12 protein-coding genes are annotated in these 14157 nt (G+C 70.6%); 11 read left to right on the top strand and 1 reads right to left on the bottom strand.

Annotation, left to right across the window (positions count from 1 at the left end; all coding sequences use genetic code 11):
• Positions 1-121 precede the first annotated feature (121 nt).
• From ACIRSS_RS24970 to ACIRSS_RS24980, 3 genes are all read left to right on the top strand, one after another.
• Positions 122-973, top strand: coding sequence for an alpha/beta fold hydrolase (locus ACIRSS_RS24970; protein WP_400898834.1), 852 nt, complete (start codon positions 122-124; stop codon positions 971-973).
• 194 nt (positions 974-1167) lie between these two features.
• Positions 1168-1845 carry an alpha/beta fold hydrolase gene (locus tag ACIRSS_RS24975; protein WP_400899771.1) on the top strand — a complete coding sequence of 226 codons (678 nt, stop codon included), beginning with the start codon at positions 1168-1170 and terminating at the stop codon, positions 1843-1845.
• A 180-nt stretch (positions 1846-2025) separates the two neighbouring features.
• Positions 2026-3276 (top strand): MFS transporter, encoded by a 1251-nt coding sequence (locus tag ACIRSS_RS24980; RefSeq protein ID WP_400898836.1) that lies wholly within the window; start codon positions 2026-2028, stop codon positions 3274-3276.
• Positions 3277-3279: 3 nt separating this feature from the next.
• Here the strand turns inward: ACIRSS_RS24980 and ACIRSS_RS24985 are convergent, their stop codons facing one another.
• A complete protein-coding gene (locus ACIRSS_RS24985; protein WP_400898838.1) occupies positions 3280-4500 on the bottom strand; it encodes a PucR family transcriptional regulator in 1221 nt (406 codons plus the stop codon).
• Positions 4501-4623: 123 nt separating this feature from the next.
• Here ACIRSS_RS24985 and ACIRSS_RS24990 point away from each other — a divergent pair, with 123 nt between their 5' ends.
• From ACIRSS_RS24990 to ACIRSS_RS25025, 8 genes are read left to right on the top strand one after another with little or no spacing between them, the layout of a single operon-like run.
• Positions 4624-6129 carry a flavin-containing monooxygenase gene (locus ACIRSS_RS24990; protein WP_400898840.1) on the top strand — a complete coding sequence of 502 codons (1506 nt, stop codon included), beginning with the start codon at positions 4624-4626 and terminating at the stop codon, positions 6127-6129.
• Positions 6122-7027 (top strand): alpha/beta fold hydrolase, encoded by a 906-nt coding sequence (locus tag ACIRSS_RS24995; RefSeq protein WP_400898842.1) that lies wholly within the window; start codon positions 6122-6124, stop codon positions 7025-7027. Before ACIRSS_RS24990 ends, ACIRSS_RS24995 begins: the two co-directional genes overlap by 8 nt.
• A complete protein-coding gene (locus ACIRSS_RS25000) occupies positions 7024-8370 on the top strand; it encodes an NAD(P)/FAD-dependent oxidoreductase (protein ID WP_400898844.1) in 1347 nt (448 codons plus the stop codon). Before ACIRSS_RS24995 ends, ACIRSS_RS25000 begins: the two co-directional genes overlap by 4 nt.
• A 13-nt stretch (positions 8371-8383) precedes the next feature.
• The gene (locus ACIRSS_RS25005; protein ID WP_400898846.1) at positions 8384-9766 is read left to right on the top strand and encodes a flavin monoamine oxidase family protein; all 1383 of its coding nucleotides are present in this window, start codon (positions 8384-8386) and stop codon (positions 9764-9766) included.
• Positions 9763-10467, top strand: a complete 705-nt coding sequence (locus ACIRSS_RS25010) for a transporter (RefSeq protein ID WP_400898848.1) — start codon at positions 9763-9765, stop codon at positions 10465-10467. The genes ACIRSS_RS25005 and ACIRSS_RS25010 overlap by 4 nt, the downstream gene beginning before the upstream one ends.
• The gene (locus tag ACIRSS_RS25015; protein ID WP_400898850.1) at positions 10464-11744 is read left to right on the top strand and encodes an NAD-dependent succinate-semialdehyde dehydrogenase; all 1281 of its coding nucleotides are present in this window, start codon (positions 10464-10466) and stop codon (positions 11742-11744) included. Before ACIRSS_RS25010 ends, ACIRSS_RS25015 begins: the two co-directional genes overlap by 4 nt.
• Complete coding sequence (locus ACIRSS_RS25020; protein WP_400898852.1) at positions 11741-12856, top strand: Zn-dependent alcohol dehydrogenase; 1116 nt, start codon at positions 11741-11743, stop codon at positions 12854-12856. Before ACIRSS_RS25015 ends, ACIRSS_RS25020 begins: the two co-directional genes overlap by 4 nt.
• Complete coding sequence (locus tag ACIRSS_RS25025; protein WP_400898854.1) at positions 12856-14133, top strand: aspartate aminotransferase family protein; 1278 nt, start codon at positions 12856-12858, stop codon at positions 14131-14133. Before ACIRSS_RS25020 ends, ACIRSS_RS25025 begins: the two co-directional genes overlap by 1 nt.
• The last annotated feature ends 24 nt before the right edge of the window (positions 14134-14157 follow it).

Below are 14157 nucleotides of genomic sequence, written 5' to 3' on the forward strand. Positions count from 1 at the left end.
CGTGGCCGCGGTTTCCTTGGTCTCATCGGCAACCTTCCCGGACAGGGCGGCTGGCTGAGCCGCCGCGTCATCAGCGCCGGGCGCTTGCACCGCTCATAGAATTATGGTCATAATATAAACCATGACCACCTACACGGCTGACACCCTCGAGAACCACACCGCCGCGGGGCCTTCCGCGGTCTTCGCCTACCGGCGCACCGGACCGCGGGGTGGCGTGCCCCTGGTCCTGCTCATGCGGTTCCGCGGCACCATCGACTGGTGGGACCCGGAGTTCGTCGACCGGCTCGCCGCGGACCGCGACGTGATCCTGTTCGACAACGTCGGCATCGGCTACACCGGCGGCGAGCCGCGCGACACCGCGGAAGGGTTCGCCGACGGCGCCACCGAGTTCATCGAGGCCCTCGGGCTGGGGCAGGTCGACCTGCTCGGCTGGTCGCTCGGCGGCATCGTGGCGCAGCTGGTCGCGCTCCGGCGGCCCGGTCTCGTGCGCAAGATCGTCGTCGCCGGCAGCAGCGGGCCGGGGGTCGCGCCGGGCACGCCGGCGATGGGGGAGCGGGTGCTGTCCATCATGGCCAAGCCGGACGCGGACGCCGAAGACCTGCTCTACCTCTTCTACCCGGAAACCGACCAGGCCCGGGCCGCAGGCCTCGAGCACCTCGGGAAGGTCGCCAAACGCCTCGAAGCGGGCGGTCCCGCGGTCACCGAGGACGCCGCCCAGGGCCAGCTCGCCGCTGTCGGACGCCTCCTGGCCGTGGAATGGGACCAGCTGCAGGCCCAGCTGCGGGCGATCGGCCAGCCGGTCCTGTACGCCAACGGGATCCACGACGTGATGATCTCCGCCCTCGGCTCCTACAAGGCCGTCGAAGAGGTTCCCGACTCCACGCTGGTCCTCTACGGCGACGCCGGCCACGCCTTCCTCTTCCAGCACATCGACGAGTTCGCCGCCCAGGTCGACCTCTTCCTCGGCAAGTGACCGAAAAGGACAAACCATGAACAACAGCCAAGACGTCGTCCTGTCCTATCGGGACGCGCCGACCCGCACCGTTTCCGCCGGCGGCGTCGACTTCGCCTACCGCGAGCTCGGCCCGAAGACCGGGGTCCCGGTCGTCTTTCCTGACCCACCTGGCCGCGGTCCTGGACAACTGGGACCCCCGTGTCGTCGACGGGATCGCCGCGCACCACCGGGTCATCGCCTTCGACAACCGCGGGGTGGGCGCGTCCACCGGCACCACCCCGAAGTCGATCCAGGCGATGGCGGCCGACGCCGTCACCTTCATCCGCGCGCTGGGCTTGACGAAGGTCGACCTGCTCGGGTTCTCGATGGGCGGCATGATCGCGCAGGTGATCGCCCAGACCGAACCGGACCTGGTCCGCAAGCTGATCATCGCCGGCACCGGGCCCGCCGGGGGCGAGGGCATCAAGAACGTCACCAGGATTTCGAACCTCGACACCGTCCGGGCGCTGCTGACCCTTCAAGACCCGAAGCAGTTCCTCTTCTTCACCCGGACGCCGAACGGCAAGCGGGCCGGTAAAGAGTTCTTGGCCCGCTTGAAGGAACGCAAGAACGACCGGGACAAGGCGATCGCGCCGAGGGCCTACATCGCCCAGCTCAAAGCCATCCACCGGTGGGGTCTGGAGAAGCCGTCCGACCTCTCCGCCATCCGGCAGCCCGTGCTGGTCGCCAACGGCGACCACGACCGGATGGTGCCGACGACGAACACCCACGACCTGGCCCGTCGCCTGCCGGACAGCGAACTGGTGATCTACCCCGACGCCGGCCACGGCGGCATCTTCCAGTTCCACGCCCGGTTCGTCGGCCAGGCCCTGGAGTTCCTGGCGCGATAGTGCCGGATGCACCGCGCGGGGCGAATCGGGGTGCAGAGTGTCGTACCCAAGGACGATCGCGATGGCGACAGTGGAGCCCCACGATCGACCGACAAGGACAACCAGATGCCGGATTCGACGCCCCCTCGGCGAAGAGTGCGTGGTGCTGCCGCCGCCGGCGCGGTCGCAGTCGTCACGGTCATGATCGGGAGCACCGCCCGCCGGCGAGGCGAGTCGTTCGGCCTGGTCGCTCCACCCCGCCGGACGCGGGTCGCGCGCCGAGCCGCCACCGCGAAGGCCCAGCAGCAGGTGAAGAGCCGGTGGACGGTCTTCCTCGCCTACGGGCTGCTGGCGGTCGCGAGCCAGGCGCTCTTCGTGACCTACGCGCCCGTGACCGCGGACGCCGCGCGGCACTTCGGCGTTTCCGTCGGGGCGATCGGCTGGTTGTCGCAGGTCTTCCCGTTGATCTACGTGCTTCTCGCGATCCCGGCCGGCCTCGCGCTCGACCGGTTTCTCCGGCCGGCCCTCGTCGCCGGCGCGGTCCTCACCGCCGCCGGGGCGTTCCTGAGGCTGGTCGCCGACGATTTCACCTGGGCCTTCATCGGCCAGGTCGTCGCCGCGGCCGGACAGCCGTTCGTCCTCAACGCCATCCCGGGTCTCGCCGTGGGCTATTTGTCCGAAAAGGACCGCGCCACGGGGATTGCCGCCGCGTCCTCCGCCACCTTCGGCGGCATGGTCGTGGGGTACCTGCTCGGGGCGTTCCTGCCCGGCGAAAGCAACATCCGCACCCTCACGCTCATCACCGCGCTGATCGCCCTGGACGCCGCGCTGTGCCTCGTCGGAGCACTGCGCTCCCCGCCGACGCGAACGAGCCTGGTGACCGGAGGCGTCCGGGCCTTTCGCGCGGCGTTCGGCAACCGGTACATCCGGCGGCTGTGCGCGGTCGTCGCCATCCCCATGGGCACGTTCATCGCGCTCGCGACGTTCGCGCAACCGCTGTTGGCGCCGGCCGGAGTGCCGGAGTCCACCGCCGGGCTCATCCTCGCGGGCACCATGATCGCCGGAGTGCTCGGCTGCGCCGTCGTGCCGGTGTGGGCGGACCGGCGCGGCCGCGAGGTCGGGCTCATGGGCGCGGGGATCGCGTTCACGGCCGTGGCGTGCCTGCACCTGGCCCTGGTGCCCAGCACGCCGATGGCCTTCCTCACGCTGCTCGGGACGGGTTTCGTGCTGCTGCCGGCGCTGCCCATCGTGCTCTCGCTGAGTGAGCGGCACGCGCCCGACGCCGAGAGCACCGCCGCCGGGCTGATCTGGATGGCGGGCAACCTGGGCGGGGTCGTGCTGGCGACGGCGATCGGGTTCCTCGTGACCAGCCCGGCCATCGCGTTCGTGGCGCTGTCCGGCGCGACGCTGCTGGCCTTGCCGGCCTTGCGCTGGTTCCGGAAGCTGGGGTGAAGCTCAGCCGGCCATGACTTCGGGCGCGATGTCCAGTACGAGCAGTGCCGCCGCCAGGTGGGTGGGGTTGTCTTCGACCTTGACGACCGCGAGCTCGTTGGCGCGGGAGACCCGTCGCTCGACGGTGTTGCGGTGGGCGTAGAGGCTGGCGGCCGCGCGGGTGGTGTTGAAGCCGCACTGCACGTAGGTGAGCAGCGTCCGCCGTAGCTCCGGGTCGGCGTCGGCCAGCGGACCGAGGGTGTTGCCGACGAACCGGCGGGCACTCGCGCGGTCCTTGGTGAGGGCGTCGATCAGCTCGACGTCGGCGTAGGCGGTGAACCGCCGGGCGGAGCCGAGCCGGATGACCAGCGCCTGGGCCGAGAGGGCGTCCTGGTGGCTGGACCGGAACCCGTCGAGCCCGCGTCCCGGCCGTCCCACCGCCACGCTGACCTCCTCCGCCACGACCTCCTCGACCCGGGGCAGATCGGCCGGATCCGCGCCGGACAACCAGATCCAGCGCGAAGTGGCACTGGCCCGGGCCACCAGCGTGTTCCGGCCCGCCGCGGCGGAGCGCACGGCCGCGATCGCCTCGTCCAGCACGTGGTGCTGCCGGGGGTCGTCGACCCACAGCACGAGGCCGACGTGCCACCGCGCCATCCGGTAGCGCAGGCGTCCCTCGGCGAAGTCCTCCGACACCGGCGCCCCACCGGCGATCATCTGGATCAGGGAGATCGCCTCGGCGTCGGCGTTGCCCATCGCCGCGGCGAGGCTCACCTCCCGCAGGATCGCGACCGAGTCGAGGGCGTACTGCACCAGCGACTTCGCCGACACGTCCAGGACTCCCACGAGCAGGTCGCGATCCGCGCAGTGTGCCGCGCACTCCTCCAGCCACCGGCGCCAGCCGATCCCCAGCGCCGCCCGCCACCCTCCGGCGAAGTCGGGTGCGAGCCCGCGGGCCACGAGATCGCCGATGTACGCGGTGATCCGGGGGCCGACGTACGGTTCCACCCGCCGCCCCGGGTGCTGGATGTTCGACGTCAGCCACTGGACGAGATCCGAGCGGTTGAGGTGGCGGTCCTCCTCGACCAGCGAGGCGTCCGAGAGCAGCGCGGGGTCGTCCTGTGCCGTGATCGCGATCGTCGAAATGGCGTCGGTCAAGGCTTCCGTGTCCGCCAGGAGCCGCTGGCACACGGACCGGATCGCGTCGGCGACTTCGACGGCAGGGGCGGGCCACAGCTCTTCCATACCGGGAGTGTGCACTGTGCACCAGCTCCGCGCGAACCCTGTGCCCGCTGTCGTTGTGACCGCGGCCATGGCTTGGCGACAGTGAAGCCATCACGAAGCCGGCTCAGCGAGGAGATGCGGACAATGGCAGCTGAGGTGCTGGACGCCGACGAGGAGTTCGACGTCGTCGTCATCGGCGCGGGGATTTCCGGGATCGGCGCGGCGACTTATTTCAGCCGGGAGCTCCCCGGGAAGTCCCTCGTCGTGCTGGAGGGTCGCGACAACATCGGCGGGACCTGGGATCTCTTCCGGTACCCGGGCATCCGGTCCGACTCGGACCTGCACACCTTCGGCTACGAGTTCAAGCCGTGGCGCCACGAGGCCGCGATCGCCGACGCCCCGCTGATCCGGGAGTACCTCCGGGAGACGGTCGAGGAGAACGACCTGGAGCGCCTCATCCGGCTGCGCCACCGGGTGGTCCGGGCGGAATGGTCCACAGTGGACTCGAAGTGGTCGCTGCGCGTCGAGGCTCCGGGGTCCGTCAAGACCATCCGCGCGCGCTGGGTGTTCGCCGCCACCGGCTACTACCGGTACGACAAGGGGTTCTCGCCGGAGTTCCGGGGGCGCGACGACTTCGGGGGCCGGATCGTCCACCCGCAGCACTGGCCCGAAGACCTCGACCACAGCGGCAAGAAGGTCGTCGTCATCGGCAGCGGCGCGACCGCGATCACGCTGGTGCCGGCGATGGCCACCGAGGCCCGGCACGTCACGATGCTGCAGCGCACCCCCACCTACGTCATGGCGCTGCCCCGCGTCGACCGGGTCGCCCGGACCCTCACGAAGGTCCTCGGTGAAAAACGCGGGTACGCCGCGACGCGGTTCAAGAACATCTGGACCGAACACGCGATCGTCAAGGGCCTGCGGGCGTTCCCCAAGATCGGACGAGCGGTGATCCGGCGCGAGAACCGCAAACGCCTGCCCAAGGGATTCGACGTCGACAAGCACTTCAACCCGCCGTACGACCCGTGGGACCAGCGGCTGTGCCTGGCACCGGACGGCGACTTCTTCGACGCGATCAAGGCCGGCACCGCTTCCGTCGTCACCGACACGATCACGAGGTTCAGCAAGCGCGGCGTCGTCCTGGAGTCGGGCGAGGAGCTGGAAGCCGACGTCATCGTCACCGCCACCGGGTTGAACATGCGGCTCTTCGACGGGATGCCGATCGCGGTCGACGGGCGCGAGATCGACCTCGCGGACTCGGTCTCCTACCGCGGGATGCTGCTGAGCGGGATCCCGAACTGGGCGATGGCGATCGGCTACACGACGTCGTCCTGGACGCTCAAGGTGAGCCTGATGTGCCGCTACTTCATCGACCTGGTGCGGCACATGGACGCGCACGGCCACGACCAGGTGGTCCCGGTCGCGCTCCCGGGCACGCCGCGCCGGCCGGTGATGGACCTGCAGGCCGGCTACGCCAAGCGCGCCGAGAAGAGCCTGCCCAAGCAAGGAGATGCCGCCCCGTGGCGCATGGCGCTGTCCTACCCCGAAGACGCCAAGGCGCTGCGCGGTCCGGTCGCCGACGAGAACCTCGAGTTCGGCACCGCCCGGCCGGCGGCGCTGCCCGGTGAACGGCGGTCGGCCCGTGTCTGAAGACCAGTACGCGGCGCTGCCGTCCGGTGTGACGATCTGCTACCGCGACCACGGCGACCAGGCCGACCCCGCGATCCTGCTCATCGCCGGGATGGGCGAGGACCTCACCTTCTGGACCGGGTCGTTCGTCGACGCGCTTGTCGCCCGGGGCTTCCGGGTCGTCACGATGGACAACCGCGATGTCGGCCGGTCGACGTTCGCGGCCAGCCCGCCGCCGGCGCTGTGGCGCCAGGTGCTCGCGCGTCCCCGCCGTGACGCCTACTCGCTGGCGGACATGGCCGCCGACGCGGTCGGCGTCCTCGACCACCTCGGGATCCGGCAGGCCCACGTGGCCGGCCGGTCCCTGGGCGGGATGATCGCGCAGACGGTCGCCGCGGCCGAACCCGCGCGTGTCCTGTCCTTGACGTCGATCTTCTCGACCACGGGCGCGAAGAAGGCCGGGCAGCCGGCTCTGTCGACGATCCGGCTGCTCGCCGGTCCACCGGCGAAGACCCGAACCGCGGCGGTGCGCGCCCACCTGCGGATCACCGGCCACATCGCCGGAACGGGATACCCGATCGACGACGCGGCCGAGGCAGCCACGGCGGCCGGGGGCTGGGACCGCGCCGCCGGCGACCTGGCCGCGGGCGCGGCCCGGCAGATCCAGGCGATCCAGCGTTCCGGGGACCGGACCGCCCGGCTGCGCCGGATCACCGCGCCCACCCTGGTCATCAACGGCGACCGGGACCTGCTGGTCGCCCCCAGCGGCGGTGCCGCGACGGTGAAAGCGATCCCCGGCGCCCGGCACGTCGTCATCCCCGGCATGGGGCACCACATCCCCGAGGCCCTGGTCGAACCCATCACCCGGCACATCGCGGAACACGCTGCGACGCAGGGGAAAGCGAGGGCGGAGTCATGAGGATCGACAACGTCGAGTGCAGCACCTTCAGCGGCTGGATCGACCCGCCCGAGGACGTCCTCCCCAGCCTCGACGGCGGCCTCACGTGCGACGTCGCGGTCATCGGCGGGGGCATGGGCGGCATGGCGACGGCGCTGCGGCTCGCCGAGCGCGGCCGGGACGTCGTGCTGCTGGAGGCCGAGTTCTGCGGCTACGGGTCCAGCTCGCGCAACGGCGGCCAGATCGCGAGCGTCCCGGGCGGCGACCTGCGCCTGCTGAGCCTCTTCTACCCCAAGAAGGTGCCCGGCATGGTGCGGCTGGCCGAGAACTCCGCGAGCTTCGTCGAAGACCTCATCAAGACCCACGCCATCGACTGCGACTACGAGCCCAACGGCCTGGCTTGGGGTGCCGTGGGGCACGGGCAGATGCTGCGCATCCGTACCTTGGCGGCGATTCTGCGGCGCGCGGGCGGCCGCGGTCACGTCGGCACGAGCGAGCAGCTCGGCATTCCCCGCGGCTTCGTCGGCGGCATGCGCGAGGCCGTGGGCGGGATGCTGAACCCCGGCAAGCTGAGCCGGGGCGTGCGCCGCGCCCTGGTCTCGTCGTCGGCCCGGGTCTTCGAACGGACCAAGGTCACCGACGTGACGCGGCGCGGCGGCAAGGTCGTCATCTCGACCCCCGGCGGCACCGTGCGGGCGAACACGGCGGTGCTCGCGACGAACGCCTACTCGGGGGAGTGGGACATCACCCCGAAACGGCTCTCGGTGCCGCTGTGGCTCATCGAGATGGAGACCGAGCCGATCGCCCCGGAGCGGCTCGCCGCACTGGAGTGGAGCAGCCGGTCGGGCGTGATCACCCAGCACCAGGTCATGGAGCACTACCGCCTCACCGCGCGCGGCACCATCGTGTTCGGCGTCCGGCGCGTCGAGCGCGGCACGACCTATCCCCTGCCGGCGAAGGCCCCGGACCGCGAGCTGGTCGAGGAGCTCGCCGGCGCGTTCGCGAGCCGGTTCCCGACGCTCGCCGACGTCGCCGTGGAGCGGGCGTGGGGCGGCTGGATCGCGATCACGTCGTCCTGGCTGTCGATCGCCGGCCGGATCGAGGACAACGTCTACTACTCGATCGCGTGCAACGGGCACGGCCTCGCCCAGGCGCCGTACGTCGGTTCGCTGATCGCCGACTCCATTGTGGACGGAACGCGGCACGAGGACCTCGACGGCATCTGGGCGGAGCAGCCGAAGTTCCCGCCCTTCGCGATGGTCGGCCCACGCAGCCTGCGCCTGGTGTCGGCGCTCGACCGCTTCACCGACCTCGTCAACGGCAGCCGGCGCCGTGCCCTGCGCGCGGCCGCCCGTGTGCGCTGAAAAAGGAGAAATCATGTCGCCATCTCGTGAGCGCCGCCCCGCGGCCACCTCGGTCGACGTCGTGGTCGTCGGCGCCGGGTTCGCCGGCCTGAGTGCTGCCGAGCGGCTGGTGAGCACCGGCCTGTCCGTCCTCGTCCTGGAAGGGCGCGACCGGGTCGGCGGCCGATCGCTCTCCGGCGAGGTGGCGGGAGTGCCGGTCGACTTCGGCGCGACCTGGGTCGCCCGGCGGCACACGGCCATCCGCGACCTCGCGAACCGCGTGGGGTGCACCACGACCGGCCAGTTCAACCAGGGGCGCAACGTCCTGTGGATGGCCGGCCGGCGCCGCACCTACCGCGGCACCATTCCCAAGGTCTCGCCGATGGCGCTGGTGGACATGGCCCGCGTCCAGCTGGCGCTGGAGAAGCTGGTCGCGACCGTCGACGTCGACGCGGCCTGGGAGTCGCCCCGGGCCGGCGAGTTCGACGCGATCTCGTTCGGCGAGTGGCTCGACCGGAAGAACGCGCTGGCGCCCACCCGTGCCCTGATGACCGTCGTGAGCAAGGTGCAGTGGGGCTGCAGCCCGGGAGACGTTTCCCTGCTGCACGCGTTGCGCTACATCCGCGCGGCCGGCGGCGTGGACCACATGCTCGACGTGGAGGGCGGCCAGCAACAGGACCGCTACCTCGAAACCACCCAGGAAATCGCGAAGCGGGTCGCGGAGCGACTCGGTGACCGCGTCGTCCTGGGGACGCCGGTGCGCTGGATCAGCCAGGACGACACCGGCGTCATGGTCCGCACCGATTCGGCGGAGATCACGGCGAAGTACGCGATCGTCACCGTCGCGACGGCACACCGCGCCGGTATCGCGTTCCACCCGGCGTTGCCCGAGCCCGCCGAAGGGCTCGTGAAAACGTGGCGCATGGGCGTCCTGAGCAAGGCGTTCGTCGCGTACGACAAGCCGTTTTGGCGGACCAACGGGCTTTCGGGCGAGGCGGTGACCGACACCGGGACCGTGTTCATCACCTTCGACGTCTCGCCCGACGGTGGTCCCGGTGTCCTGATGGCGTTCTGCGACCCGCGCGTGTTCGACGGCTTCAGCCCCGAGACCCGGCGCAGCATGGTCCTGCGGCAGCTCGTCCAGCTGTACGGCACGCAGGCGAGCGCCCCCATCGACTACGTCGACCACTGCTGGGGAGCGGAACCGTTCGCCCCGGGCGGCCCGAACCCGGCCGTCGCCCCGTACGCGACCACGAGCTACGGCCCGGCGCTCACCGAGCCCCACGGCCGCGTCCACTGGGCCGGCACGGAAACCGCGGGCGAGTGGGCGGGCTGCATGAACGGCGCCGTGCTGACCGGTCAGCGCGCCGCCGAGCGCGTCGCGGCCGTGGTCGCGCGGGAGGTGCCGGCGCGATGAAGGACGTCCTCTTCCTGCTCGCGGACCTGTGGATGATCTTCGTCGGCTACTTCTTCGGCTGGCGATTCATCCGTCGCTACGGCAACTACTTGCTCGGTCTCGAATGGATGGTCGTCGCGACTTCGGGCAGCAACTTCCTCGTCTGGTCGTTGCTCGGTGGCGACCAGAGCAGCGTGCTGTACGGCGTGGCGTACTTCTTCGACGCCTTCTCGCGGTCGGTCGGCATCACGCTCATCCTCGTCATGGGCTTGATGAAGGTCACCCGTGGCTACAAGCCGTCCGTGGCCGTCGATGTCGGTGTTTTCGCACTCGCCACCGTGGCCGGGCTGTTCCTCCGGCACTTCCACGGTGAAGACCCCTACGCCGACAATGCCGCGTTCGCCGTCGCGGCGTTCTACGTCGCGGTCAACCTCGTCTCGGCGGTCTTCCTGGCGTACTTCGCCAAGCGGCTCTGGGACGCCGGCGCGAAGTGGCCCGCGATCTGGACGGGCCTGGTCACCGCGGCCGGCACCACGATCGCGATCGTCTACGACTTCTTCCCCTTCCCGTTCGACGACGCGAGCCGCACGTTCTTCTACACCGCCGCGCTGGCGACGTGGGGCACCCAGGGGTTCGTCTACTTTTTCGCCTACCGCGCGCTCCACAACCACAACGCGGCCTCGAGCACGAAACCGACTCAGGAAGCGGGTGCTTCTTCATGATGAACCTGGCACTCGACTCGGCCGAGAAGGCCTACCGGGCCTGGTCGAAACAGACCACCGTGACTCAGCGCGCCGAACTGCTGAGCACCGTCGCCGCCCTGCACAACGCGCGCAGCGGCGAACTCGCGAGCATCGCCCACCGGGAGATGGGCAAGCCGCTGGACGAAGCCGTTGCCGAGGTCGAGTTCAGCGCGTCCATCTATTCCTACTACGCCGCGAACGCGCACAAGTTCCTCGCCGACGAGCCCGTCGAACTGATCGAGGGGGAGGGGGCGGCGTTCATCCGCCGCCAGCCGATCGGCGTCCTGCTGGGCATCATGCCCTGGAACTACCCGTACTACCAGGTCGCCCGGTTCGCCGCGCCCAACCTCGCCCTGGGCAACACCATCGTGCTCAAGCACGCGCCCCAATGCCCGGACTCGGCCGCGGCCCTGCAGCGGATCTTCACCGACGCCGGCTACCCCGAAGGCTGCTACGTCAACGTCCGTGCGACCAACGACGAGGTCGCCGGCGCCATCGCCGACCCCAGGCTGCAAGGCGTGTCCTTCACCGGTTCCGAGCGAGGCGGGGCGCAAGTCGCGGAAACGGCGGGCCGCAACCTCAAGAAGGTCGTGCTCGAGCTGGGCGGCTCGGACCCGTTCCTCGTGCTGTCCTCCGACGACCTCGACGCCACGGTCCAGGCCGCGGTGGACGCGCGGTTCGAGAACACCGGGCAAGCCTGCAACGCGGGCAAGCGGTTCATCGTCGCCGAGGACATCTACGAAGAATTCCTCGGCAGGTTCACGAAAATGGTGCTCGCCAAGACCGGCGAGCTGGCTCCGCTGTCATCGGTGGCGGCTGCCGAGCGCCTCGAAGAACAGGTCCAGCGGGCCGTCGACGAGGGCGCGACCCTGGTCTGCGAAGGACGGCGCGAAGGCGCGTACTTCCCGCCGGGCGTCCTGACCGGTGTGGCACCGGATTCGCCGTCGGCCGCCGAGGAACTGTTCGGTCCCGTCGCGACCGTCTACCGAGCGGGATCCGAAGCCGAAGCCGTCGAGCTGGCCAACAACACCCCGTACGGACTGGGCTCCTACGTGTTCACCACAGACCCCGAGCAGGCGATGCGCGTCGCCGACCGGATCGAGGCCGGCATGGTCTTCATCAACGGCGTCGGCCTGGAAGGCCCGGAACTGCCGTTCGGCGGGATCAAGCGGTCCGGCTTCGGCCGCGAACTGGGCCGGTCGGGAATCGACGAGTTCGCCAACAAGAAGCTCATCCGCAGGGGGACCCCGTCATGACCATCGAATTCGACGCCGCCGTCTTCCGGACGCCGGACGCGCCGCTGACCGTCGAGCGGGTTTCGCTCCCCGGCACGCCGCCGCCCGGTGAGGTACTGGTGCGGCTCAAAGCGAGCGGGGTGTGCCACAGCGACCTGCACGTGCTCGTCGGCGAATGGGAGGTGCCCGCGCCGATGATCCTCGGCCACGAGGGCGCCGGAATCGTCGAGAGCGTGGGCGAAGGCGTCACGACCCTGGCGAAGGGCGATCACGTCGTCCTGTCCTGGACGCCGTCGTGTCGCCGGTGCCGCTACTGCGTCAGCGGCCGGCCCGTCCTCTGCGACCTGGTCAGCCGGCACTCGGCCAACCACCTGTCCTTCGACGGCCGGACCCGCGTCACGTCGGCGGACGACCGGGACGTGCACAGCTTCGCGGGAGTCGGCACGTTCGGCGAGTACACGCTCGTGCCGGAGTCGGGCGCGATCGCCATCCGGGACGACGCGCCGTTCGCCCAGGCGGCCCTGATCGGCTGCGCGGTCACGACCGGCGTCGGGGCGGCGGTCACCACCGCGAACGTCCGGCCGAGCGACACCGTGCTGGTGCTGGGCTGTGGTGGCGTCGGGCTGAACGCGATCCAGGGTGCGCGTCTGGTCGGTGCGCGGAAGATCATCGCCGCGGACCTCTCCGACGAGAAGCTCCAGCAGGCACGCGTCTTCGGTGCCACGGAAGTGATCAACAGCGCGCGGGAGGATCTCGGGGACCGGGTCCGCGAACTCACCGACGGACGCGGGGTGGAGATCGCCATCGAGGCCATCGGGCTGCCGCGCACCATCGAGGCGGCCTACGCGGTGCTGGCGCGTGGCGGGAAGGCCGTCGTGGCCGGGCAGGTGGCGGACGGCGTGCGCGTCTCGATCGATCCGTTCGTGCTGTCCGATCAGGAACTTTCGCTCGTCGGCTCCAACTACGGCTCGAGCAAGCCCGCCGTCGACTTCCCGCTGCTGGTCGAGCACTACCTGAACCACCGCATCGACCTCGACTCGCTGGTGACGCGCGTGATCGGCCTGGCGGACGTCAACGAGGCGTTCGACGAGATGAAGCGCGGCGTCGGCATCCGGACGGTGATCGAGTACTGATGGCGCTGGAATCGTCCCGTCTCGCGTTCGAACGGGCCCGCCGCAGCGTCGGCGGTGGCGTGGGGTCGGGCCTGCGTGCCGCGATGCGTCCCCACCCGCTCTTCGTGCGGGAGGCGCGGGGCGCGCACGTCTGGGACCTGGACGGCGACCGATATGTCGACTACGTCATGGCCTGGGGGCCGCTCGTGCTCGGCCACGGCGACCCGCGCGTGCTGTCCGCCGTGTCCGACGTCGCGAAGAAGATGCAGGTCGTCGGCACAGGCCACGCCCTCGAATACCTTGCTGCGGAGGCGGTCCTCGAAGCCGTGCCCCACGGCGAGCGGCTGCTGTGGAGCAACACCGGAACCGAAGCGGTGCAGGTCGCACTGCGTCTCGCCCGGGCCGCGACCGGACGGCGCCGCGTCCTCAAGTTCGCCAAGAGCTACCACGGCTGGCACGACACCGTGCACGCCGGAATGTCCGATGACGACGCCGATCGACCCGCGTCACCGGGCGGCCGAGGGCAGTCGCCCAGCGTGCTGGACGACCTGGTCATCGCGCGCTTCAACGACGTGGCTCTGGCCGAGCGCCTCCTGGGTGAGGCCGTCGAACGCGACCTCGCGGCGGTGCTCGTCGACCCGGTGATGAGCAACGCCGGGGTCGAGGCACCCGAGCCGCAGTTCTTGTCCACGCTGCGAAACCTGTGCGACCGCCACGGCGTCGTCCTCATCTTCGACGAGGTGATCGCCGGGTTCCGGATCGCCCGCGGCGGCGCGGCCGAGAAGTACGGCGTGCGCCCCGACCTGTCGGTGTTCGGCAAGGCGATGGCCGGGGGCTTCACCCAGAGCGCCGTCGTCGGCCGGGCGGACCTGGTCGACCAGGTGACGGCCGGCGTCGTCCACGCCGGAACGTTCAACGCCAACCCGATCGCGCTCGCCGCCGTCGAGGCGACGATGCGCGTGCTGGCCGACCCGGCGGTCTACGAGGCGCTCGAGGAGACGTCGTCCGAGTTCGAATCCCTCGTCGGTGGCGCGCTCGGTTCGGTGCCGGGCCGCGGCCGCTTCAACCGGGTCGGCTCGCTCCTCCAGTACGTCCCCGCGGGTGGGGCCACCGGCCTGCACGGCACCGGCGGGCTGTGGTCGGTGCTCCTGGAAGGGATGCTGCGCCAGGGCTTCCTGTTCATGCCTTCCGGCAAGGTCTTCCTCAGCACCGCGCACACGACGTCGGACATCGAGGCGACGGCCGAGGCGCTCGGGAAGCTGCTGCCACCGGAAGCCGGGTGTGCTCCCGCCGGCTGAGTTTCGGGCAGGCGGCCGGGCAAC

The sequence above is a fragment of the Amycolatopsis sp. NPDC101161 genome (genome assembly GCF_044768185.1).
In the GTDB taxonomy this organism is placed as follows: Bacteria; Actinomycetota; Actinomycetes; order Mycobacteriales; family Pseudonocardiaceae; genus Amycolatopsis.